Below are 21,568 nucleotides of genomic sequence, written 5' to 3'. Positions count from 1 at the left end.
ATATGAATACAAAAAAAGCCTTTGTAGTAGGATCAGGAAAACTGGCAAACGCAATACTGGAAGCAGATTATTCCATTCCCAATGTAGAAATTTCACCTTGGCAACCATCCATTACAACGACATCTCCATCTATTGTTATACATGCCGGATCGGGCCGGGAGTTACAAGATTGTCTTGATTTTTGCGCACGTACGGGTTCGGTATTAATTGAACTGTCGACGGGCCTAGAGACCGAAAAGCTCGAGACAGCTTTTCCACTTGTCATTTGCCCGAATACCTCCATACTTTTGCTAAAAACGCTCCATATGCTTCAACAATTTGGACATAATTTCAAAGACTATGAAATATCTATTATAGAGTCTCATCAGGCCTCCAAGAATACTGAACCAGGTACAGCTTATCATATCGCCAACTCTTTACAGGTCGCTCATGAGCGTGTTGTCTCTATTCGCGATGCGAAAACGCAGGCTTATAAAATCAATATTCCCGTTGCCTACTTAGAAAAGCATGCCTACCATCAGATTGTGATCAAAGATAAAAATGATGAAATTAAAATTGAGACCAAGGTCCTCGGACATGATTCTTATTCAAATGGTGTCAAAAAAATCCTTGAAGCATGTGTCAAGAATAAATTGGACAATAGAAGGCATACGGTGTTGGATTTGGTAGCTATGGGGCTACTTTAGTTAAAACTTTCAATTTAGAAAGTAGGTTTCTATAAGAGGAGTAAAAGAAAATCCATTTGGTTTTCTTCGAAGCCACAACAATTTATAAAATGGGATTTGGGGCCAATTTTTTCATTGTTTTTATTTTTCTACCACTGCTGGTAATTTTAATGTTATGCGGAATTTTCACAGAAAGACGCTTCTTTGGTTACGCAATTTTATCTCTCATCGGTGGCGCAATTCTACTTTTTTCTTTGTCTCAACTTTTTCAATGGATCGCTAGCCCAAAAATCTTAAAAAAAGAAGATTATTATGGGACTTATCATATAAAACGTGACCTATTCCCAGGAAAACAAACTGACTGGCAATACGATAGGTACAATTTTGTCATAAAGGATAACGATTCGATTTATTTCAACGTCGTAAGTGCAGGTAAAGTATCCAAAGTTTATAAGGGCAAGATCGAAACAGTTAGTCCTTATGAATCCGCACGCTTAAAGCTGTGGATGGACTCTCCCACTCATCATATTCTTGCGTCAGATCCAACGGTGTACCGAAGTCCTTTAGGCTTCTATTTGGTATTTTATTCGTCGAAATATAACAACGTTTTTTTTGAAAAAGACTGACATTCAAGCGTTATTTAACATGACAAGATATTTTCTCTATGTACAGATCACTGTCCTAAGTAATATGTATAAAAAAACACCATAAATTGGTGTTTTTTTATTTTATAATAAATATAGGATTAGTTTGCCGGCGGCTATTTCCCTTTTGATCTTAGCAATAGTTTTGACAAATATCGCCGCACGGGGATATCATATAACTTCAAACAGCCGTATGCAAGCACAATACTTCCGATCACAACAGCTGCTGCTCCCGGCAGAGATTCTTCAAAACTCAGATTTTCATTCTTGACCCAAGCATAGTATAGATAAATAAAGGGATAATGTACCATATATAAAGGATAGGATATATCGCCTAAAAACTTGCAAAGCCAACTTGTAATACCGCTTTCTCCCTTGCCAGATGCTCCTAAAACAACAAGCAAAGGGAAAACAACAACACAACATAACGTGTCGTACAGACCATTCATCCATAAATGCTCAGCCCCGCCAATGCGCGGCATAGCCAAAAGAGGTACTAAGATCAAACTACAAATCCAAAATGCCCCCTTGATCTTTAAAGATTTAAATATCCTCGATAGAAATAGACCCGCTGTAAAAGAAAATAAAAGTCGAAGTGAACCTGCCGTAAATTCTGTTCCTGTGAGTGAAAAACCGGCACAGATATCTCCCAAGGGTCCCAATATCGCAAATGCAGCCAAACCTATTCCGAATAAAATAACGAGTCCGGCTAACGCTTTGGTCGAAAATCTTCGAATGACCAATGCATACAGGATATTACCGATGTATTCAAAAAACAACGACCAGCTTGGTCCATTTAATGGAAACATCTCCCCAAGCCCTCTCACCTCATGCCCTGGAATGGCAGGAATTAACAAGGCATTCAATAGGGTCGCGATTGCCAGCGAAGAAAATGTCACTTTGGTCACATCCCAAACAGAACAACCCTGAAAATAGAACATAACCGCTCCAATGATCGCTCCCATAACAACCATCGGATGTAAACGTATTATTCTTCGTTTGATAAATTCTTTTGTTGTCATCGTCTTCCAGCGATCATCATAAGCATAGCCCACAACAAACCCTGAAAGCATAAAGAAAAAGTCGACCGCCAAATAACCATGATTAATTCGCTGATCTAAATGGCTCGTTGCAAAGGCTTCAAAAATATGAAAGCAAACCACGGTAATAGCTGCGACTCCACGTAACCCATCAAGTACAGCATAATGTGGTTTGGTATCTGCATAAGCGGAAGTCGGTATTTGAGTATCTGACATAAAAATAAAACGATTTGATTGATTTTTTTACAAGGAAGTAAATATAAACAAATTCGCTTATGCAGGTTTGTAACAAGTTTGACGGTTACCCATTATCTACATCTGTCATTTGATAATGGGAATATAATCCGGTAAGTAAACCTGCTCTTTTTGCATATTTTGGATGTAAATTTTAGAATAAATTTCCAAACGGATATCGGTGATGTCTGTAGTCGTCGGCTTGTCGTCTTCATCTTCTCCAAACGAAAAAATCTGTTCTTCCCTTCTATTTTTTTTATGTAAAAAATAGTAAAAGTCTTTATTTTCCCAACCTTTTATACCACTTCCCGCATCATCTTGAAGATTCAATTTTGTAAACGTCTTCTGTAGATAGTTGTAAATATTTTGAAAATCATCTTTATTTTTTGAAGTCTTCATTGCATATAGATAAGCAAATTCACCATTTTTATCCTCTGCCACAGTCAAGGCTGGAAAAGAAACTCCGTTTAATATCGCTATGGTATCCTTTTCTTCATTGTATGAAACAGTTGTATAACGATAACCGAAATCTTTAACTGGCTTTAATTTCCGTGTTCCCCAAGCTGCGGTAGACTCGATATAAAATAATGTTGGCAGACTCCCTTCTGAATTAAAAATAGCAAGCGTATCCTTTTTAAATATGGCGGTTTCAAAGACTTCTTTCAACTCTTTCTTATCCATACTTTTAACGTCCGCATGCAGCAACTCTTCACTCCTTTTTATTTTGGGGCCATAAAATTTGGATGCATTAAAGGTCCTATCCAATTTTTCAAGTATCACCCGATCCGGATTTTGCGATTGACAGGAATACAGCATACCAGATAAAAGGATCAGACAGCATACACTATAATATAGAAAATGAAACGGCTTCATCGGAATTGTCATTCAAATTATTTTTTGGGTTATGATCTTTACTTTGCCGTAAAGATCTTCAAACTAAAATAAATTTGTATTCATTTGCAAATGAAATTGTGCGGGATTAACACCTTTTGACTTTTTAGAAGTGCAGCGCAATCCAAAAGTACATCGTCGTACCTCGTTCGCTTTGGATCCACGTTGAGTCCACCTTAATAAAGGGCTGTCACTCCAAGAGAATGTCGGATTCATCTCGGATTCACAGGGACTGTGATACGGCTCTGTCCCAATGCAGGTAGCTATCGGGCTAGAACAGAGGCTCACGGGCTGTCAAAGAAGAAATTATGTAAATTGGGCTTCTAAGTTACGAGTCAGACTATAAAACGTATTTTTGCATATAAAAATCAATTTATCTATGTTTGAAATATACAAATTGTGTTAATTTAAATAGATAAAGAACAAGCAAGCGTATATTATGTTTAAAAAGGTATTTTCTTTAGTTTTCTGCTGTTTATCTACAGCCATTTTTTTCAAAGCATCTGCACAAGATTTCAAGCTTTCCTCTTTACCAAGTCAGTATCAAAAACCGGTCAAAAATGCACTAAAAGCTGCCGGCACGAATCGTAATGAATTGGAAAAAGCACTAGAGAAATTGCCCAAAGAAATGCGTGAAGGCGCGGCTTTTCTCATAGCTTATATGCCTAAGAATGATTTAACGACGATTAAGAGTGATCATCTTATCCATAATATTGAAAAGGCTTACCAGGCAAGATCAACGTTTTCCTGGGCTAAGGAAATTCCAGATTCTATTTTTCTAAATGAGGTATTGCCCTATCGTGTATTTTCTGAAGATCTAGACGACTGGCGTGGTGATTTCTACGATCGTTTCTCAAAATATGTAACAAATAGCAAAACGATGAAAGATGCCATTGTAGCCATAAATAAGAATATCAGAGATGAAGTAAAAGTCGATTACAACACCCAACGAAAAAAAGCAGATCAAAATCCATCTGAATCGATAAGCCAAGGGATGGCATCTTGTACCGGATTATCCATTTTACTGATCGATGCATTGCGATCAGTAGGTATACCGGCCCGGATTGCAGGTACACCAAACTGGCATGACAATCGTGGTAACCACAGTTGGGTCGAGGTATGGATTAATGGTAAATGGTATTTTACTGAATATTATCCGGACAAAGACCTAAATTACAGCTGGTTTTTGGCCGACGCAGGGAAAGCCGATCCGAATAGCAAGGAACATTCCATTTATGCGGCTTCCTACAAACCGGCAGCTACCTCATTCCCAGCATGGAGCGAAACAGAAGTATATGCAGATAATGTTTCCCAGCGCTATATTGATCTATTCAATCAGCAATATAGCCAACAATTGAACGACAAATCTTACACCCGTCTAAACGTAACCATGTATCTCAGTAACGATCAATGTCAACCGGAAGGCAGAACAAAATGCAATGTAGATATCTTTCAAGGAAATGATCAAATTGGCGGTGGTTCGACCGCAACTAAACTGCAGGATGCGAATGATTATTTAACATTTATCGTGAAAAAAAATCAGTCTTATACCTTGAGGTACAGCAATAAAAATGGGCCCACCGAAAAGAAAGTAACTGTAAAAGATGAGCCTTTAAATGTGATATTATACTTCAATTAATATAGATTATTATTTCGTACGTTATCATCCCCAACCAAAGTTCCAGCAACCTGAAAACCAATTAGCATTTAAATTATGAAAAATATTTTTGACAAAACAGTGAGTGATGAAGTGATAGCACGGATTCAAAATCTTAATCCAGACAGCAGTGCCCAATGGGGTAAAATGACGGTCGATCAAATGTTAGCCCACTGCAATGTGACCTATGAATTGATCTATGAAGACAAGCATCCTAAGCCTACTGGATTAAAGAAACTACTACTAAAATGGTTTGTAAAGAATCTGGTGGTCAATGAAAAACCTTATAAGAGAAATAACCCTACAGCTACAGAGTTTCTGGTAACATCCAGACGTGATTTCGAGATCGAGCAACGTAGGTTAATCGATTACATTAGAAAAACGCTGGAATTGGGCGAAAACTATTTTGATGGGAGGGAGTCCCATTCTTTCGGCAAGCTGAAAAGCTGGGAGTGGAACAACATGTTTTATAAACACCTGGATCATCATTTGACACAATTTGCCGTCTAATTAATCTCAGTTGCCAACTGGATCGCCAGGCGCAGAAGTGCCCTGACGATCCAGTTAAGGTTATCGCCACCAATGATAATAGTTATGCATGCCGTCGTATTCAAATCCACACCTCGGATAAAGACTATTACCGATAATATTTGTTTTCTCGGTCTCAAGCATCAGACCACAAGCTCCAGTCTCGTCACACCAGACTTTACTCCGATCTATAAGCCGAACCGAAAGACCTTTACTCCGATGATCAGGATGCACAAATAGATCACTCAACAACCACTGTCGCTGCAATTTAGTATAATGAAACAATTTATAAAGCTGAACAAAACCAACAGCTTGTTCGCCCTGAATTGCCAAAAAGATTTCTGACTCTCCGTACAAAAATCGCTCCCTCAAAAATTCTTTGGCCTTTTCCAAATCCGATTCCTGTCTGTAGAAAATCCGATAAAGATTGAATAACGCTGCTGCTTGATCAAGATCCTCAAGACTTGCCTTTCTAATGTTATAATTCATTTCATTAAATAGTTTGATTTATAGTGCAAATGTATCGCAACTCTTTCGTGTCGACCTCATCCAGATAGCAGATGTACAGTGGTCCAATCTTCCGTAACATGGATTTCGATGCGACCAATAAACAAGTTCATAATAATTTCAAAAACAGACTTCATGCCTTTATAACAATAGTTGTCGAATTATAAATGCTTTTGAACGAATTGTAAGTCTTCTATACGGTCAATTTATAAGGTCCCTATATTTAGATATGAAAAGGAGAAAATTAGCAGCCACAGACAATGAAACCTTTATCAATTATTACCTACCCAATTGGCGATCCATTATCATCGGTAGTATCTTGATTTTAATGGGGTTATCTACATGTTTCATCGGTTATCATCCGAATGATTCATTTAAAGAGAATTTCAGTGCCATGGTACTTGACTTTAAAGATGTATTTCGCTTTTTAGTCTCATTATTTATGCTGTTGTTCCACTTATCTTTTATTATCGGCGGCTTCCTTCTTCTAAAGAGCAGCAGGAAGGTCATCCGAGCCCGGACAGATAAAAAAGGATTGTATTTTAAACGGATCGAAAAAAAGACCGGGAGTATGTGGGCTTTGGCAGATTTGGATGCGCTGGTATTCGTGCCCTACATTCAAATCGTTAATATCCGCATTATTGAAAGCAATTGGTTGGGTCCTAGACTTGAGCTTGAGACTTTTCAAGGTAAAGAAATCCTTACCATGTTGAACGTATCGAGCCGAAAACAAAAAGAGCAAATTTGCCAAACTGTGAAAGAATATGGCATTTAATGGAGATGTGGTCTACCCTCTCCTGTTTAAACAAGTAAAGTTTACTAAAATCGGAAAAACCTGATTCTAGTAAACTTTTACTTTGAACGATTTGCTGGTATAATTTATAATCAATCGTTGTGCAACAACTGATCGACATAGTCTCTGATCTCTTGTGGTAGCATAAGATAAACCGATGTTTTCAGATTTGCTTTACTTGGTTCCCCATCGATGAAAATATTCTTAAATCCATCATTGAGCCATTTCCCCTCATCTTCTAGATATCCATGATATTTGCTGTCTAAATTCTCAATAATATTGTTATTGTTTCCCATGTTTTCCGTCATTTATTCTATGTAATCTGCATCTAAAATATTCGACAGGGAAACATCAACTTTGGTGCCACACCTCCTTAAAATTCTAAAATTCATCTGTCAGAAAGCATATTTTAAGTTTTCTTAACATTTACCTATTCTAGCAACGCAAAAACATTAAACATTAAATATCAACACATTACAGACAAACAAAAAAATAACTTAATTTGCTTTAGTTGATATTATTCGTGATTTTTAATGGTGAATACCGTACTTTTGTATTTTAACGTTTATAACCCTATTCTTTATGATATTAATAGCAGTCTTACTTCCTTGGTTATCATTTTTCTTACGCGGTAAGATTCTAAGTGGCATTCTCTGTTTGATCCTACAGATGACCATACTGGGTTGGATACCCGCAGCCATTTGGGCGGTTGCATCTCGTGTTGACGGAAAAAACGAACAGCGCATACGTAAGATGGAACGTAATATGCGTAATTATCGATAAACCTTTGGCGCGAACTTATTCGATTGAACAGGTATCAATTGGGTTCCAAAAAATGCTGTATTTGTCCTAGTGTAAAATCGATCAGTTGGTCATTGACATCGCTATTAAAATCAGCCATCATATAGTTCCCATGATTAGCCGGTAAAATAAGCAGTCGAGCATGAGGAATCTGCTGTTGCATGGCAGCTAGATGTGTCGTTTTTACAACATCTTGGTCTCCCCCTATCAAAAATACCTGACAGGTCAAAAGCCTTAAGGATTCCGTTTCGAAGTCTTTAAAGTTTATCATGCGCTGGCTATCTTTTTCATACATATTTCGAAATTTCTCCGGATCTGGATTCAGCTTCATAAAGTTCTCTTTGAGAAAAGGTGGTATATCGTTAATTGTTGAAGCTTCCATACTTTCAAAAAAACCATCTAAAAGTCCCTCTCTTTTGGTATTTCCCGATGCTGCAATCAGCTTTTCCACCTTGTCCGGATACATCGTCGCAAATTTCAAAACTGTTGTCGCTCCATTACTAAAGCCAAAAAATGATGCTTTTGCGATAGAAAAGAAGTCAAGAACAGCCGAAATATCTTTCGCATCCTGCTCGAAGGTTTCGGGGGTGGTTCTGTGTTCGGATCTTCCATGATTTTGCAGGTCTATCACAATCAACTGGTACTGATCATGCAATCTTTTTATTGTCTCTTCAAAATCAGAGAATCCAGAGGAACCTCCGCCATGAATCAATACTAAAGGCCTTCCTGTGCCGAATATTTCGTAGTAAAGTTTTATTCCATTAGCAGGTGCATAACCGCTTTTCGATTCTATTTCACGCATAATTTATTCTATAAAGTCTATATTTCTGTCAGTAGCAACACGCTTCTACAACGATTTGTTTTCTATAAATTTTTTAAAACTTAGCAAGACCCCATCGGTAAAAGACTGTTGTAGGTCCAAAGGTGTAAACGTATCAGGTTCGAAAGTTTCCCGGATAATCGTATTGTTATCAATCGCTTGAAATTCAACAACACAGGTTCTCCCTCCACTGGTACTTTCAATATACTCCATCCAAATAATCTCATCGTATACTCCTACATAATCAAATCCCTCGCGGCTATTTTTTTGTTCCATTCTAAAATTAAACATCCCGCCCTCTCTAAAATCAATATGAACAGCAGGACAGTGCCAATCGTCAAATGGAATATTCCATTGCATAATTGCATCAGCATCATTCCAGTATTTCCAAACATCGGCTAGTTGTTTTTCAACTAAAATAACCGAAACCAAATTTTTGACAGGACGATCTTTATGTTTCATAGGATGTTTTAAATGATAAGAATACTTTTGTCTATCTACATTGGTTTAAAATCATTCCGTCCAATGTTCTGATACAAAAGATCACATTGCGCGGCACCACAATATTAATAAACTATACAGAAATTCGACTTGTCCTATGACAATATTGACTTACGCTGCACACATTTTTCTGCGATACCGCGGAGCTGCACCTATAGCTAAGGAAAGGATGAAAGCCTACCGTAAAAGGTCGATTAAAGAATAAACAGACGACTGTGGTATATTTATTGTGTGAATATCATGAAATATATAAAAACCGATTCAAATGAGAAAACTAGCATTTATAGTCATGAGCCTTGTTACTTTTACATCTTGTAACAATGCCCCCAAGAACAGCGAATCCAAAGAAACAGCTGGCCAAGGTAAGGAAGAAGCAACTCCATCGATCGGCGGCAGCAAGGATGAGCACGGTTGTTTAGTCGCGGCAGGACAAACTTGGAGTGAGATCAAACAAGGGTGTATTCAGGTCTTCAATGTTGGCTTACGCCTAAATCCAACGGAGAAAGAAGAAGGAAAAGCTGTCATTAGTGCCTTTGTTGTCCTTAGCGAGGATAAATCAAAGCTAGAATTATTTTTACCTGATGACAGTAAAAAAACCATTATCCTGGATAAAGTCGAAAACGACATTTACCAAAAGGATAACTATAAATATGATGCTAAAAAATCAGCGCTTTACGTGAATAATACGATCAAGTACACAGGTGATGTTGAGTAGCCTAGAAAGATTGAACTATTGGCACAATTTGTACTACATAAGGCCCTGAGTAATGATTCCCTATCATTTTATTCTCATTCACCGTAATATGATATTGGCCAACATCTTTAAATCTATAGGCAAGCTCTTGGCCAAAGGGGCCATCAGCAGAACCATCGGGCAGAAAAAGCTGACTAATTCGTACATTGGCTGTATCCGTGGGAGTTTTTATTTTGATAAGAACCGAATCCGCCTGATGGACTGAAATGAAAATAGTATCCGTTTTCCCTGATACCATACTCATTTCCTTAGATCTGCCACCACCAAAAAAGGTTACGTTAGAAGGTAAATCCTGTGCCTTGTGCTTAGATTCATTTGTACTGGACTGTGGCGGGCGCTGAGGTAATTGACAAGCGCCATACAGAAAAACTACCAACACATTCATGATCAATAATTGTAATTTACCCATAACGTTTTACTTAGGATAACAAAAGCTATTAAAATACGGTTTTAGTTACGCCAACTTTTTCTATACAAATCAAACGTTGATACTGGATTCTTTATACCCCTACCACTTTATCGGTTATCTCGTTTTATGAACTTCCTCCAGCATTTCAGTAATACACTGCATGAATAATTCATGGCCTTTCACGGGGTCATAAATGAACCCATGGCCACCAGCCTTCAGTGTCCGAAGATGCCAAGCCGGTGATTTTCGGCTAGCGTAGACAGCACTGATCTTCGCTATTGGATAGATGGTATCGTCAGCCGTGTGAAAAGAATATATTGGTCTATCGCTGTGTAGCCGTTCCCAATCGATCGGCTCAATAACGAGTTCACAATCGGCAGATAATGTGAAGAAGGCACTAAATGGTGTATTACTTTGAGCGGCAAACCAATAAACGGCTGTACCACCATTAGACATTCCACCGAGGTAAATTTCTTTGCTATTCAGTAAATAGTTTAGTTTGACTTCTTCGGTAATTGCTAACACCTGTTGAAAGGCAGAACGTTGTCGTACCCAACCGTACGATTTTTTTCCAAATGGATAAATTACAACAAATCCCAAATGATCTGCCAATTTAAAAATCGGCTCATCCGCTACACTTGGGTCCTCGAACTGGAACTCAGTGACACTTGAGACACCACCATGTAAGTAGACGATAGCTCTTACGTTGTTTTTATCTTTAAGCTCCGCAGGTAGATAGACCAAATATGGTACAAGACTATCGCCCATTTGATTCCAATATAAAACAAAGCCTGATTTGACCACCTCACCTGCCCCCCTTGAACTATTGTATTGAATCTTTTTTAACCACTCACGTTTAGCCTCAGCTTGTCGCTTTTTCAACTGCGCTACCTGTGTTGATAGCCGATCCAATTGATTTTGATAGGCAATTTGTTTTTTTAAATTTTGAAATTCCTCGGCCGATGAAAAATACCGGTACTCATCATCAGTTATTCCAAGTCCCAGCTTAATTCCTTCCTCAAACCACGCTATTGCCAAGTCCACACTGTCTACATTCGCCGCTGCCACCATCGCGTTGGCGTAATCATATTTTCCTATCGAATCTTTCTGTATAAAAGCAGCTTTAAAATCGTTCAGAGCAGCTTGGTAGCGCTTGTCCTTCAAATTTTCCCCCGCACTTTCCATTAATAATGAATAGGATGACATATTAGCCAAACGCATCTTCGCTTGTGGAATCTGAGACTGAGACCTCCCAATTGCAATTACGAAACAAAACACAAACACAAGAGAACCAGCATTAATTAACGTACTCATCATCTGAAAGTCTTTATAAAATCTCAATCATAAAAATTAAATGTCGAACCAAAGTAATCTAATTAGATCTCGAACACGAATTGTTCAAACGTCTTAAATATAGATGGCAATAGGGACTTCTCTTAATCTATTTCGGTGAAACAAAGAAAATCATCGGTGAATAATCATCTGATGGGGATAAGCGAAGGCACACCTAATTTCCTAATTCATAAGTTACATCGTCCACAAACTCCATTTTGATTTAATTGCATGTGGATTTAGTTCCCGTATTTTTTGATAAAAAACATAGAAATTTCTATTCCAGAGGGAATAGTTATGCGTAAAACTGAAAATGGACTGTCCCTTACTATCCAATTGAACGACAACTTGCCAGATATAGTGATTATTAATTTGAGTCGATGTCCTACGAAGTTCAATGATATCCACTAACCTAAAGGATCTACCTGCCCCGCCTCTTCGACCGACAGCGTAGAAATAATTTTCATCAAAAAAATAATCTTCGTCACTTAACAGATTATCTTCTATACCAAATAGAAAGGGTCGTGACGACAGTTTTCTTAATTTATCTGTTTCAAAATGATCATTCATCTCATAGCTTTTTTTAACACCGTATATATAATTTTTAGTTACATTTTTCTTATAGACTTGTGTCAACACGACAACGATCAACACACAACTGATAACCAAAACAATGCCTTTAAAATTCATTTATTCCAATAAAAAAGGAAATTAACTGACACAAATTACATAGAACGTAGGAATTCCCCCTTCATCTTTCTCGATAGCATCTAATCTTTTGAGATAGCTATGGGAGCGGATTTCTTTCTGAGCGATTTGTTGTTCCAATTGATAGCGCAAATCCAAAGCCGTAAAATGTAGTGGATGTGAAGGCCACATGAGACAACACTCAGACGGAATGATTACCATTCCACCATGCGACATTATTCCAGGGACTTCCTTTCTTTTCTTTAAGATACCCAATATACCTTTTCAAGTAAGATTTCCCAATTTTACTGTTTAACCCAACTTGATCTTCTCCTTCCATAAAATGGTCGGAAAATAGCAACCAATCACTAAAATGCTTTTTCGCATATACTGACAACTTTTTGAGAACATCTAATGCCACAGGTTTTGATAGATATCCAACGTCCGTTGCGGATGTCGTAATATGACTTGCTACAGCAACAACAAAGGCATTCACCCCTACTTTGGAGATATCCCAAACGGCTGTATCGATTTTGCCGTTTTTTTCTTCCAATGCGGTCCCTGTCTTTTCTATTCCAAGTAAGGTAAAATATGAGCTCAACATTTCAAGACAGCTGTCTGTATCTGTTATACCAAAATCTCTTTTTAATAATTTGATAAAATCACTTCTATATTGATCAATTTTGGGATAATTTCCAAATTGATATAAGTGAATCGGATAATTTCCATCATCTCCAGTACTTCCGAATACCGTAAACCAGTCCCCAAAAACAATGACTCTAAATGCGGCTCCTAATGCATTACCAAACTGTTCTTCATAAGGAATATCCAGAAGTATATTGTTATCAATTGCTAAACTATCCTCCCTTTTTTTCTCTTCGGCTTTCAAAGTCAGTTCATCTTTGGCTTCATGCACACCTTCCTTTGCCGCATTCAATAATTCTCTTAAAAATTTAAACATAACGGTATTGATATTAACTACTTAAAAGAAATCTTACTTACTATATTTTGCTACAAGCGCATAATCATAGGGGATTCTCATGGACAAGTCGCGTGCTTGCCAAATATCTCCTTCAGACGCCTGGTAAAAATCATAGGCATTTTTCAAGAAATTTTCACCGTTTGGAGCCTCCACCCAACTTTTCTTCTCTCGATTGTAAAGTAAAATCATACAACTCACGCAACGATAATTACCTGCTGTTTTTGGGTTTTCAAAACAAGTTCCAACTTTAATATTAATCTTCTGATTGATTATCACATCGGTCAATTTACGATCCGTGAGATGAATTAATGCGATTTGTGCATCCTCATGATCCGGTGGTAACTTCGCTATTACTAATCGTCCAAAATCTGTCTTTCTAATTTTTTCGATTTCTAAAGCCCTAAATTCTGGCGATATGCGATTTGTATCAATCGGGTATAGATCATCTTCTACAGCTGCCACTTCAGTCGTCGTTACTTCGGTAGCCCCAGCGGCAAGTAGCTGTTTATTGTTTTCATAATTTTCCCAATCTGCTGTATCGTAGGTAACCCACTGCTGTATCTTATAGAGCAAGGTTTCCCTCTTATTGACTTTGATAAAAAACGTCGCTATTAAAAATGAAACCAGCAAAATGAACAGGATAACAAGGACTCTTTTCAAACTAAAATTATTTAATGAAGTATTTAAATCTGTAAAATCGTGAAAACATATTCCATGTTTTCATTTAATACCGTAAATCTGCACATAATTATTCAACCGGTAAATCTGGAACCCATATTAGGTCAAAACTTGGCGATATTTGTAGCTCAATAATCAATATTTGAAAACAGCAATACAATCGCTAATTTCGAAGACCTTTAATGATTCAATTAAATCCAACGTGTATGCATAAGCTGTTAGATCTCATATCACCTCGAATCTTTAAAAAAGAAATTTCTTTTAGGAGGAACGAATACATTAAAATGAATGGTTCGATTGATTCAAAGATTTATTTCATAAAAAAAGGCAGCATCAAAATCTCTGTTTTTCAGGAAGATCATGAACAGATTATTCGCTTTGGATATGATGGAGATCTCATTGTAGCTATGGATTCTTTTATTCATGGTAGCTACTCGGATTATGCAATTCAGGCAATAAAGAAAACAGATATGCTAATCGCCGAGAAGGAAGATTTTATGAATTTTATCTATTCCACTTCAGAAAACACAAAATTATATATAACTATCTTGGAACAGTTGGTGTTACAGCAGCTTGAAAGAGAACGAGATCTATTGCTGGACTCCCCAAAAAACAGGTATGAAAGACTCATTAAACGAAATCCTAGATTATTTCAACTAATTCCGAATAAGCATATCGCCAATTATCTTAGAATGAGTCCCGAAACTTTATCAAGAATCAGTAAATCTTGAGTTAAATCAATTTTTTTCCAATTTATTTTCGAGTATTTTATCAAAAAAAAGATGAAATGTAAATCATTAGAACTACTTGATCAACTGGAAAAGCAAGTACAAGAACATATGTCATTTGTCCATTCCCTAGAAGCCCTTTCTCAGGAGACATTACGTAAAAGACCTCATGAAGGGTCCTGGAATATCCTCGAATGCATACAGCACCTGAATCTGTACGGAAGTTTCTATTTACCTGAAATCACAAAAAAAATATCCGAAAGCAATCTTGGCTACAATGTTGATTTCAAAAGCGGTTTTTTAGGAAACTATTTTGCTAATTCTATTTTACCAAATGATAAGGAAAAAAAGATCAAAACTTTTCGAAAAATGGATCCCAGAAATCTTATGCAGAGCGCCGAACCGATTCCAGTTTTTTTAGAACAGCAAAATAGACTACTTCATCTACTCGATAAGGCAAGGTCAAAAGATTTAACTAAAATTCGCATTAGGCTATCTTTCAGCAACTGGATACAGCTCCGTTTAGGAGATATATTTCGCTTTATTATTCATCACAATACCAGGCATATTGTACAAATAAAGAATATCTTATCGTTAACTACAACACATTAAAATAGGGTCCTAAAGAAGCCCACGCCATATACACCAAAAGCATGTGGGCTTACCGACAAATAATATTGACTAACCGAGGTAAACCCTATATTGACCGAATAGCACTATCATGATACATGATTATGTATTTATTTTAGACAGGATCAGATAACCAATAAAATAAAAACAATGCATAGAATTATAGGAATATGGATCGTCTTCTTGATTTGCTTTTCTCAAAATAGTATTGGACAAGTAAAAGATTCAAACTATTTTCTCGAAAAAGATAATACTAAGGTACCGCCGCAGGCCAACATTTTACCGCTACAAAATTTCAACTTCCACGTCAAACCCTATCAGGCTTTAGGAACCAAAGTGATCGTAGATTCATTATCGCTCGGAGCAGATAATTATATCATTTATACATTTAGCGTAACCAAATCGCCTCATGACAAGGAATATTATTCTTTCTGCAATATTGTCGTTAAATTAACCCCGCAGGAGTCTATGATGACTTTAGCTCAAACGAATAAAATTTACGCTGGAAATGTCTCAAGAAACCACCCCGACTATTTTGGTCAGGGCACTTTAATACGGGATGATTATCGTATTGATTTTATAGCATTTACGCAAGAAAACCAAGATATTAGCGTAATTAACACTAAAATTTACAACCTTTCAAAAGGTAGAACCATATTGTTGGAACAAGATACCTTCCACCAATTTATGCTAAATGATTACCAATTTTCGGACATTGGACTACAATCAACCAATGACCTTAAAGAACATATTGCAGGACTAATAAATAAACGGTAAACGCGAAAATTCATCCTTTCATTTGAACTTTAAAATAAATATGAAAACCTGGACGATCATGCTATTCTTCGTTTCCATTGGGGTCATACAAACGTATGCACAGGAAACGGCTAATATTAAAGGTATACGAACATCCTATTGGGTAAAGGGGTTGGAAAAAAGAAAAGCCAACGAGCCAATCGTCATTTTTGAAAGTGGCATGGGCATGAGCGGGAACAATTTTTCCGTCCTTTTTCCCAAATTAATGAGTAATATACCGTATTTCAGTTATGACAGAAATGGCTTAGGAAATTCGGATCCTGATCCATCCTTAAAATCTGACCAAGATGTTGTGGACAAATTACATTTAATCCTATCCACTTTAGAAATTAAACCGCCCTATTTACTCGTCGGGCATTCGCTGGGCGGAGCTTTTGTTAGGCTGTTTACAGCTAAATATCCGGATGAAACTGCCGGCTTAGTCCTCATCGATCCTACCGATTTTATGTTAACAAAAACAGAAGACGCAATTGCTACTAAAACATCAAATAGCCAGATAGGTTACCAACAACTCTGGGTAAAAATGCTTTCAGATATGATAAGCGACAAAAACCTTGGTGAGGGTGTAAAATTGGAAATGAAAAGGGAGCTGGCAGTCAGCGAAAAACATTTTTTTAAAGAATATGCCGATTTACCGCTGCTAAAAAATGTCCCTGTTACCGTATTCATCGCCTACAATCGACCTATCGAGCGATATGAAAAAGAAATGAACAGTAAATTGGGAATAAATGATAGATTTTGGTTTGATGCCTATGACCAGCTTCGAATCAAACACTATGCAAGTCTAATCAAACAAAATAACAATTGTGAACTGATTCTTTTACCAGGATACAGCCATGGGATACACCAACAAGACCCTGATAAAGTCGGTGTAAGCATAAATAGCCTCTTTAAAAAAATAACCCACTAAATCATGTCGATTAAAATAATATCATAGGAGATATCTTTAACCGTTCAAAAAAAAGCCAAAATTAGTGATTAGAAAAAAAATTTAAGTACATCCAACACGGCTGCAGCTATATTCAAAAAATGTTTCATACAACGGAAAACACAACAATCAAGCCAGCATCATCACTTAGCACCAATGAGTGCTAAAACTTTTTCAATAGGTCGACCAATTACTGCTACACCGTCCTTTACAACGATAGGGCGCTCAATCAAGATCGGATACTCCAGCATCACATCGATCCATTGCTCATCTGTCAAGTGAAGATTTTGGAATTTTTCCTGAAAGACCGGTTCTCCTTTTCTGATAAGTTCCAAAGGTTTTAAAGCAAGTTGACCCAATAACTCAATCAATTGGCCTCTCGTCGGAACATCGTTTAAGTACTCCTGTACTTCTATATCCACAGCTTGATGCTGTAGCAGCTCCAATGCATTACAACTCTTACTACAATTTTTATTATGATAAATTTTAATCATGGTCGCAATATGTAAAGGATATCCTTGTGATAAAAAATCAATTATTGGATACCCTCAAAAATAGTAACAAAATCACAAACAGTTCAAATAAAATGCCATTGGCTAACTAAATATTCGAATTCATTTTCGAGAAACTGATCCGTTTATGACGTAGGATTGTTTCTCTTTTTTTAATTTAGTAATATGCAATCAGCCGAAAGTGTAACAGATTTTTACAAAAGGCAACCAGGTTTAACTCATCTGGATTTGCCGCTAAATAATACGGGAATTGGGCATTTCAATGTTTTCAGCAGGGAATCCTGTACTGTCGTCTCTCCGTACAATCGCCGCGATTTTTATAAAACCTCCCTTATCATAGGGCGTGGAAAACTATATTACGCGGATAAGTGGATACAAATCGATAGACCTGCCATGTTATTTGCGAATCCGGTTGTTCCATATGCTTGGGAGCCCGAATCCTCAGAACAATCCGGATGGTATTGTGTATTTACAGAGGAATTTATACAGCATAGTGAACGGATAGAAAGTCTAAAAGACTCTCCCCTGTTCAAGATAGGTAGCAACCCGATTTATTTTCCGGATGAAACACAATTAGCAGAAATTTCTACAATCTTCCAAAAGATGATGGTTGAAATGAACTCGAGCTATATCCATAAAGATGATATGTTGCGAAGTTATCTACATCTTCTAATTCATGAAACGATGAAATCGAGTCCCGCAGCGAGTTTTGGATCTTATACCAATGCATCGACCAGGGTATCGGGGCTATTTCTTGAGCTGTTAGAAAGACAATTTCCAATCAATACCCTTCAACTTAGCCTGCAATTGAAAAGCCCAGCAGATTATGCGCATGCGCTTTCGGTTCATATCAATCACCTCAATAGGTCGGTAAAAGAAGCCACAGGCAAAACCACCAGTACACATATTGCAAACCGTGTGGTCCAAGAAGCCAAAGCTTTGTTGCTGCATACCAATTGGAATGTATCGGATATTGCCTACAGCCTAGGATTTGAATATCCATCCTATTTTACCAATTTCTTCAAAAAGCAAACCGGGATGTCTCCAAACCAAGTCCGAAGCAATACTGTTTGAATTGTATAACAATCTGTTTGATTGTCTTAACTCGCTTCGTTTGTTCCATATGTACTTTTGTATTGAACAAAATGTAATCATTATGAAATATAGAAATCTTGGAACAACAAATGAAAAACTCTCTGCGATTGGATTAGGTTGTATGGGAATGAGCTTTGCTTACGGACCTACGGACGAAAAAGAGAGCATTGCGACATTGGAAAGAGCATTGGACCTCGGCATTAATTTTTGGGATACCGCGGATATGTACGGCAACGGTGCCAATGAGGAACTTATTTCAAAAGTGCTTGTTCCCAACCGTGACAAAGTTTTTATTGCAACAAAATTTGGATTTCGCTTTAAAGATGAAATAGCAGGTCCAAGTGGTACGGCAAACACCTATTTTGATGGCTCGCCCGAATGGATAAAACTAGCGGTGGAAAAAAGTTTAAAACGCCTTGGAATCGATACCATAGATCTTTATTATGCACACCGCGTAGATCCCAATATTCCGATCGAAGAGACCGTAGGCGCTATGGCAGAATTGGTTAAAGAAGGAAAAGTAAGGTATTTGGGCTTAAGCGAAGCATCCCCTGCCTCAATCATTAAAGCAAATGCGGTACACCCTATAACTGCTTTACAGAGCGAGTATTCGCTCCTTACACGTGATGTAGAAAAAGAAATTTTACAGACCGTACGGCAATTGGGGATAAGTTTAATTCCCTATGCGCCTCTAGCGCGTGGATTATTTTCCAATTCTTTAAATTTAGAAGATCTTGCTTCGGACGACTTTAGAAGAACCTTACCTCGAAATCAAGGTGAACATGCATTGAACAATGCACATTTAGTCGCCAACTTCTCCCTAGTGGCAAAAGATAAAAACTGTAGTCCAATACAACTCGCTTTAGCCTGGGTACTGGCACAGGGAAATGACATCATTCCTATTCCAGGAACTAAAAAAAGAAAATACCTGGAGGAAAATGTTGGTGCCCTTGATGTACAATTATCGAATGATGATTTAAAAAAAATAGATGAAATACTTCTTAAATACCCCAATATCGGAGCACGATACAGTGAAGGTGCTATGGCTTTAGTCAACCATTAATCCATTTTTGAGATTATAAGTGGCTTGCCGGCGCCACTTATAATCTCAAAAATTGTTCTCCTCTCATCCGTCCTTATTATGTTGTCATAATGTGCTGTATGAACAGATACGAATCGTTTAATATGGTATTAATTATCGGAAATCGCAGTACGCAATGAAAAATAGAAAGAACTTCCTGCGCCATAATCACTTTCAACACCAATTTCGCCACCTTGCGCTTCTATAAACTCCTTACTAATACTTAAACCAAGTCCTGTTCCACCCTTTTTTGACCCTGGCACACGGAAGTAACGCGCAAATATTTTATCCAGATATTTCGGCTCGATCCCTTGCCCACTGTCGGTAACGATAAATTTTGTTTTAAGTTCGCTGTTTTCCACTGCGATACGAATAAGCGAATCCTCATGGGAGTAACGTATTGCATTGGAAAGAAAATTTGTAAGAACCCAGGCCGTTTTCTCATTGTCAGCAAATATAGCTTTCACATTAGGTCCTACCTCGATAACAAAGTGGATATTTTTTTGATTCGCAGCAAATTGATTTGCCATGATAGCATATTCAATAATAGGCTGTATTTCTGTCGTATGTAAGTTAATTTGAATAGAACCACTTTCAACCTGCGTCATATTTAACAGTTCACCGGTTATTTGAAGCAAGCGGTTAGAATCATCTTTTATTCCATTTAACAACGTGAGCTGCTCGGTATTCAGATGACCTATTTGCTCGTTTTCCAACAATTGAACCCCCATCTGAATCGCCGCAATAGGTGTTTTGAACTCGTGCGAAACAGTACCGATGAAGTTTGTTTTTGCAAGATCAAGTTCCTTAAATGGCGTAATATTCTTTAGGATAACCACCTGCCCGATAAACTTTGGCTCAAGTTCACCCGTAGGCAAAACATTGATATCGATAACATCTTTTTCAAAATAGCTTTCTCTATCATCTGCATAAATTTTAACAGCATTTTTTTCACGTTTTTCTACAGGAAGAAAAAGATCTTTAAAAAGATCCTTAGCAAGATCATTTTCATCTGAAACCGCTAAAGCAGATCTTCCGAGAAGTTGATCTTTATGTAGATTTGTGATGCGAAGTGCTTCCTCGTTGACAAAAATGACACGTCGCTCTTCGTCAAAGCCTATCACCGGATCATGCATATGATCAACAAGAGACTCAATTCGTCTTTTTTCCTTTAAAATTTTTTCAAGTTTACTTTCAGCGTATTCTTCAAGTTTCTCTGCCATGGAATTAAATGAAGCGACGAGTTCTGCAAACTCACCACCGCTCTGTACCTGAATACGCTCTTTGTAGTTCTGTCCTGCAATCTGTCGAATACTCGCTGTCAATTTTGCAATGGGGTCAGCTATATTGGACGGCAAATTGACCAGCAATATAAAAGCAATGATAAAACAGAGCGCCCCGGCAAATGAAATGACCAAAATTGCATGTTCGGCGGTGCGATCCGCAATAATACTCTTCCGAGAAATTGCCGTCATATTTTGTTCCATTAACAAGGCAATATCCTTTCTGATAGACGAGACAATAGTAACATCTAAGGGCTTATCTCGCAGTTTTAAAAAATGTTTGGCAATTGCGTTTGTTGTTTGCTGCTCTCCGACTTCGGTAACATTTTTCCGTTGTTTGTCAAGATTAATCTGGAAATTATTAAAAGCAGCTTTTTCAACAGGAATTTCCTCCAATGCCAATAACATATTCTTGGCGTACAGCAGCGTATTGTAGTTCGCTGTCAGTATATTTGCGGTATCCTTTTTTAACCGGTTTACATACCAACCACTTAGTGCGGCAAGTAGAAAGATCATGAGAAAAAGTGATCCTACACCAAAGGTAAGTTTCGTTTTTATTTTCATCTTATTCA

27 protein-coding genes are annotated in these 21,568 nt (G+C 37.5%); 13 read left to right on the top strand and 14 right to left on the bottom strand.

Annotated features, from left to right (window positions below; translation table 11 throughout):
• Positions 1–2: 2 nt before the first annotated feature.
• Both B4N43_RS21800 and B4N43_RS21795 read left to right on the top strand, forming a co-directional pair.
• Positions 3–686 carry a dihydrodipicolinate reductase C-terminal domain-containing protein gene (locus B4N43_RS21800; RefSeq protein ID WP_159730851.1) on the top strand — a complete coding sequence of 228 codons (684 nt, stop codon included), beginning with the start codon at positions 3–5 and terminating at the stop codon, positions 684–686.
• A gap of 149 nt (positions 687–835) precedes the next feature.
• Entirely contained in the window at positions 836–1,291 is a 456-nt protein-coding gene (locus B4N43_RS21795) for a hypothetical protein (RefSeq protein ID WP_286736186.1), read from the top strand.
• A gap of 134 nt (positions 1,292–1,425) precedes the next feature.
• On the opposite strand, the gene B4N43_RS21790 is transcribed toward B4N43_RS21795, so the two are convergent.
• Positions 1,426–2,565: an acyltransferase family protein gene (locus B4N43_RS21790; protein WP_286736185.1), complete on the bottom strand. Its 1,140-nt coding sequence runs from the start codon at positions 2,563–2,565 to the stop codon at positions 1,426–1,428.
• 105 nt (positions 2,566–2,670) lie between these two features.
• Positions 2,671–3,468, bottom strand: coding sequence for a hypothetical protein (locus tag B4N43_RS21785; protein WP_286736184.1), 798 nt, complete (start codon positions 3,466–3,468; stop codon positions 2,671–2,673).
• Between the two features lie 445 nt (positions 3,469–3,913).
• Between B4N43_RS21785 and B4N43_RS21780 the strand changes: the two genes are divergently transcribed.
• Together B4N43_RS21780 and B4N43_RS21775 are read left to right on the top strand one after the other, a co-directional pair.
• The gene (locus tag B4N43_RS21780; protein ID WP_286736183.1) at positions 3,914–5,113 is read left to right on the top strand and encodes a transglutaminase-like domain-containing protein; all 1,200 of its coding nucleotides are present in this window, start codon (positions 3,914–3,916) and stop codon (positions 5,111–5,113) included.
• Between the two features lie 75 nt (positions 5,114–5,188).
• Positions 5,189–5,641 (top strand): DUF1569 domain-containing protein, encoded by a 453-nt coding sequence (locus tag B4N43_RS21775; RefSeq protein ID WP_286736182.1) that lies wholly within the window; start codon positions 5,189–5,191, stop codon positions 5,639–5,641.
• Positions 5,642–5,701: 60 nt separating this feature from the next.
• Here B4N43_RS21775 and B4N43_RS21770 read toward each other — a convergent pair whose 3' ends face one another.
• Positions 5,702–6,148: a GNAT family N-acetyltransferase gene (locus tag B4N43_RS21770; RefSeq protein ID WP_286736181.1), complete on the bottom strand. Its 447-nt coding sequence runs from the start codon at positions 6,146–6,148 to the stop codon at positions 5,702–5,704.
• Between the two features lie 247 nt (positions 6,149–6,395).
• On the opposite strand from B4N43_RS21770, the gene B4N43_RS21765 reads away from it, so the two are divergent.
• Entirely contained in the window at positions 6,396–6,941 is a 546-nt protein-coding gene (locus B4N43_RS21765; RefSeq protein WP_286736180.1) for a hypothetical protein, read from the top strand.
• A gap of 110 nt (positions 6,942–7,051) precedes the next feature.
• Here the strand turns inward: B4N43_RS21765 and B4N43_RS21760 are convergent, their stop codons facing one another.
• Positions 7,052–7,255, bottom strand: coding sequence for a hypothetical protein (locus B4N43_RS21760; RefSeq protein ID WP_147420839.1), 204 nt, complete (start codon positions 7,253–7,255; stop codon positions 7,052–7,054).
• A 286-nt stretch (positions 7,256–7,541) separates the two neighbouring features.
• Between B4N43_RS21760 and B4N43_RS21755 the strand changes: the two genes are divergently transcribed.
• Positions 7,542–7,742, top strand: coding sequence for a YqaE/Pmp3 family membrane protein (locus B4N43_RS21755; RefSeq protein ID WP_075994862.1), 201 nt, complete (start codon positions 7,542–7,544; stop codon positions 7,740–7,742).
• 34 nt (positions 7,743–7,776) lie between these two features.
• On the opposite strand, the gene B4N43_RS21750 is transcribed toward B4N43_RS21755, so the two are convergent.
• Positions 7,777–8,562: an alpha/beta fold hydrolase gene (locus tag B4N43_RS21750; protein WP_286736179.1), complete on the bottom strand. Its 786-nt coding sequence runs from the start codon at positions 8,560–8,562 to the stop codon at positions 7,777–7,779.
• A gap of 45 nt (positions 8,563–8,607) precedes the next feature.
• The gene (locus B4N43_RS21745; protein ID WP_088162064.1) at positions 8,608–9,042 is read right to left on the bottom strand and encodes an SRPBCC domain-containing protein; all 435 of its coding nucleotides are present in this window, start codon (positions 9,040–9,042) and stop codon (positions 8,608–8,610) included.
• A gap of 304 nt (positions 9,043–9,346) precedes the next feature.
• On the opposite strand from B4N43_RS21745, the gene B4N43_RS21740 reads away from it, so the two are divergent.
• Entirely contained in the window at positions 9,347–9,796 is a 450-nt protein-coding gene (locus tag B4N43_RS21740; RefSeq protein WP_145327082.1) for a hypothetical protein, read from the top strand.
• A 1-nt stretch (position 9,797) separates the two neighbouring features.
• On the opposite strand, the gene B4N43_RS21735 is transcribed toward B4N43_RS21740, so the two are convergent.
• The 6 genes from B4N43_RS21735 to B4N43_RS21710 all read right to left on the bottom strand — a co-directional run bounded on the left by B4N43_RS21735 (position 9,798) and on the right by B4N43_RS21710 (position 13,905).
• Positions 9,798–10,244, bottom strand: a complete 447-nt coding sequence (locus tag B4N43_RS21735) for a hypothetical protein (protein ID WP_286736178.1) — start codon at positions 10,242–10,244, stop codon at positions 9,798–9,800.
• 114 nt (positions 10,245–10,358) lie between these two features.
• Positions 10,359–11,561: a hypothetical protein gene (locus B4N43_RS21730; RefSeq protein WP_286736177.1), complete on the bottom strand. Its 1,203-nt coding sequence runs from the start codon at positions 11,559–11,561 to the stop codon at positions 10,359–10,361.
• Between the two features lie 210 nt (positions 11,562–11,771).
• Complete coding sequence (locus B4N43_RS21725) at positions 11,772–12,266, bottom strand: hypothetical protein (RefSeq protein WP_088162068.1); 495 nt, start codon at positions 12,264–12,266, stop codon at positions 11,772–11,774.
• Positions 12,267–12,287: 21 nt separating this feature from the next.
• Positions 12,288–12,455, bottom strand: coding sequence for a hypothetical protein (locus B4N43_RS21720; protein WP_286736176.1), 168 nt, complete (start codon positions 12,453–12,455; stop codon positions 12,288–12,290).
• A gap of 10 nt (positions 12,456–12,465) precedes the next feature.
• Positions 12,466–13,224: a DUF1266 domain-containing protein gene (locus B4N43_RS21715; RefSeq protein WP_088162069.1), complete on the bottom strand. Its 759-nt coding sequence runs from the start codon at positions 13,222–13,224 to the stop codon at positions 12,466–12,468.
• 33 nt (positions 13,225–13,257) lie between these two features.
• Positions 13,258–13,905 carry a hypothetical protein gene (locus B4N43_RS21710; RefSeq protein ID WP_286736175.1) on the bottom strand — a complete coding sequence of 216 codons (648 nt, stop codon included), beginning with the start codon at positions 13,903–13,905 and terminating at the stop codon, positions 13,258–13,260.
• Positions 13,906–14,129: 224 nt separating this feature from the next.
• Between B4N43_RS21710 and B4N43_RS21705 the strand changes: the two genes are divergently transcribed.
• The 4 genes from B4N43_RS21705 to B4N43_RS21690 all read left to right on the top strand — a co-directional run bounded on the left by B4N43_RS21705 (position 14,130) and on the right by B4N43_RS21690 (position 17,007).
• The gene (locus B4N43_RS21705) at positions 14,130–14,654 is read left to right on the top strand and encodes a Crp/Fnr family transcriptional regulator (RefSeq protein WP_286736174.1); all 525 of its coding nucleotides are present in this window, start codon (positions 14,130–14,132) and stop codon (positions 14,652–14,654) included.
• A 51-nt stretch (positions 14,655–14,705) separates the two neighbouring features.
• Positions 14,706–15,263, top strand: a complete 558-nt coding sequence (locus B4N43_RS21700; RefSeq protein ID WP_286736173.1) for a DinB family protein — start codon at positions 14,706–14,708, stop codon at positions 15,261–15,263.
• Between the two features lie 168 nt (positions 15,264–15,431).
• Entirely contained in the window at positions 15,432–16,058 is a 627-nt protein-coding gene (locus B4N43_RS21695) for a hypothetical protein (protein ID WP_120332743.1), read from the top strand.
• 40 nt (positions 16,059–16,098) lie between these two features.
• Positions 16,099–17,007 (top strand): alpha/beta fold hydrolase, encoded by a 909-nt coding sequence (locus B4N43_RS21690; RefSeq protein WP_286736171.1) that lies wholly within the window; start codon positions 16,099–16,101, stop codon positions 17,005–17,007.
• Between the two features lie 161 nt (positions 17,008–17,168).
• Here B4N43_RS21690 and arsC read toward each other — a convergent pair whose 3' ends face one another.
• A complete protein-coding gene (arsC, locus tag B4N43_RS21685) occupies positions 17,169–17,519 on the bottom strand; it encodes an arsenate reductase (glutaredoxin) (RefSeq protein WP_088162074.1) in 351 nt (116 codons plus the stop codon).
• Positions 17,520–17,702: 183 nt separating this feature from the next.
• On the opposite strand from arsC, the gene B4N43_RS21680 reads away from it, so the two are divergent.
• Both B4N43_RS21680 and B4N43_RS21675 read left to right on the top strand, forming a co-directional pair.
• A complete protein-coding gene (locus tag B4N43_RS21680) occupies positions 17,703–18,611 on the top strand; it encodes a helix-turn-helix domain-containing protein (RefSeq protein ID WP_075993221.1) in 909 nt (302 codons plus the stop codon).
• An 82-nt stretch (positions 18,612–18,693) separates the two neighbouring features.
• Complete coding sequence (locus B4N43_RS21675) at positions 18,694–19,695, top strand: aldo/keto reductase (RefSeq protein ID WP_286736170.1); 1,002 nt, start codon at positions 18,694–18,696, stop codon at positions 19,693–19,695.
• A gap of 128 nt (positions 19,696–19,823) precedes the next feature.
• Here the strand turns inward: B4N43_RS21675 and B4N43_RS21670 are convergent, their stop codons facing one another.
• A complete protein-coding gene (locus B4N43_RS21670) occupies positions 19,824–21,560 on the bottom strand; it encodes a HAMP domain-containing sensor histidine kinase (RefSeq protein WP_286736169.1) in 1,737 nt (578 codons plus the stop codon).
• Positions 21,561–21,568: the final 8 nt, after the last annotated feature.

It is taken from the genome of Sphingobacterium sp. UBA1897, from assembly GCF_002337775.1.
GTDB classification, from domain to species: domain Bacteria; phylum Bacteroidota; class Bacteroidia; order Sphingobacteriales; family Sphingobacteriaceae; genus Sphingobacterium; species Sphingobacterium siyangense.
The sequence above is the reverse complement of the archived record's forward strand: the minus strand, read 5'-3'. Positions and strand labels throughout refer to the sequence as shown.

Coding starts and splice junctions, on each gene's coding strand:
- B4N43_RS21800 (WP_159730851.1), top strand. CDS start 3: ATGAATACAAAAAAAGCCTTTGTAGTAGGATCAGGAAAACTGGCAAAC.
- B4N43_RS21795 (WP_286736186.1), top strand. CDS start 836: ATGTTATGCGGAATTTTCACAGAAAGACGCTTCTTTGGTTACGCAATT.
- B4N43_RS21790 (WP_286736185.1), bottom strand. CDS start 2,565: ATGTCAGATACTCAAATACCGACTTCCGCTTATGCAGATACCAAACCA.
- B4N43_RS21785 (WP_286736184.1), bottom strand. CDS start 3,468: ATGACAATTCCGATGAAGCCGTTTCATTTTCTATATTATAGTGTATGC.
- B4N43_RS21780 (WP_286736183.1), top strand. CDS start 3,914: ATGTTTAAAAAGGTATTTTCTTTAGTTTTCTGCTGTTTATCTACAGCC.
- B4N43_RS21775 (WP_286736182.1), top strand. CDS start 5,189: ATGAAAAATATTTTTGACAAAACAGTGAGTGATGAAGTGATAGCACGG.
- B4N43_RS21770 (WP_286736181.1), bottom strand. CDS start 6,148: ATGAATTATAACATTAGAAAGGCAAGTCTTGAGGATCTTGATCAAGCA.
- B4N43_RS21765 (WP_286736180.1), top strand. CDS start 6,396: ATGAAAAGGAGAAAATTAGCAGCCACAGACAATGAAACCTTTATCAAT.
- B4N43_RS21760 (WP_147420839.1), bottom strand. CDS start 7,255: ATGGGAAACAATAACAATATTATTGAGAATTTAGACAGCAAATATCAT.
- B4N43_RS21755 (WP_075994862.1), top strand. CDS start 7,542: ATGATATTAATAGCAGTCTTACTTCCTTGGTTATCATTTTTCTTACGC.
- B4N43_RS21750 (WP_286736179.1), bottom strand. CDS start 8,562: ATGCGTGAAATAGAATCGAAAAGCGGTTATGCACCTGCTAATGGAATA.
- B4N43_RS21745 (WP_088162064.1), bottom strand. CDS start 9,042: ATGAAACATAAAGATCGTCCTGTCAAAAATTTGGTTTCGGTTATTTTA.
- B4N43_RS21740 (WP_145327082.1), top strand. CDS start 9,347: ATGAGAAAACTAGCATTTATAGTCATGAGCCTTGTTACTTTTACATCT.
- B4N43_RS21735 (WP_286736178.1), bottom strand. CDS start 10,244: ATGGGTAAATTACAATTATTGATCATGAATGTGTTGGTAGTTTTTCTG.
- B4N43_RS21730 (WP_286736177.1), bottom strand. CDS start 11,561: ATGATGAGTACGTTAATTAATGCTGGTTCTCTTGTGTTTGTGTTTTGT.
- B4N43_RS21725 (WP_088162068.1), bottom strand. CDS start 12,266: ATGAATTTTAAAGGCATTGTTTTGGTTATCAGTTGTGTGTTGATCGTT.
- B4N43_RS21720 (WP_286736176.1), bottom strand. CDS start 12,455: ATGTGGCCTTCACATCCACTACATTTTACGGCTTTGGATTTGCGCTAT.
- B4N43_RS21715 (WP_088162069.1), bottom strand. CDS start 13,224: ATGTTTAAATTTTTAAGAGAATTATTGAATGCGGCAAAGGAAGGTGTG.
- B4N43_RS21705 (WP_286736174.1), top strand. CDS start 14,130: ATGCATAAGCTGTTAGATCTCATATCACCTCGAATCTTTAAAAAAGAA.
- B4N43_RS21700 (WP_286736173.1), top strand. CDS start 14,706: ATGAAATGTAAATCATTAGAACTACTTGATCAACTGGAAAAGCAAGTA.
- B4N43_RS21695 (WP_120332743.1), top strand. CDS start 15,432: ATGCATAGAATTATAGGAATATGGATCGTCTTCTTGATTTGCTTTTCT.
- B4N43_RS21690 (WP_286736171.1), top strand. CDS start 16,099: ATGAAAACCTGGACGATCATGCTATTCTTCGTTTCCATTGGGGTCATA.
- arsC (WP_088162074.1), bottom strand. CDS start 17,519: ATGATTAAAATTTATCATAATAAAAATTGTAGTAAGAGTTGTAATGCA.
- B4N43_RS21680 (WP_075993221.1), top strand. CDS start 17,703: ATGCAATCAGCCGAAAGTGTAACAGATTTTTACAAAAGGCAACCAGGT.
- B4N43_RS21675 (WP_286736170.1), top strand. CDS start 18,694: ATGAAATATAGAAATCTTGGAACAACAAATGAAAAACTCTCTGCGATT.
- B4N43_RS21670 (WP_286736169.1), bottom strand. CDS start 21,560: ATGAAAATAAAAACGAAACTTACCTTTGGTGTAGGATCACTTTTTCTC.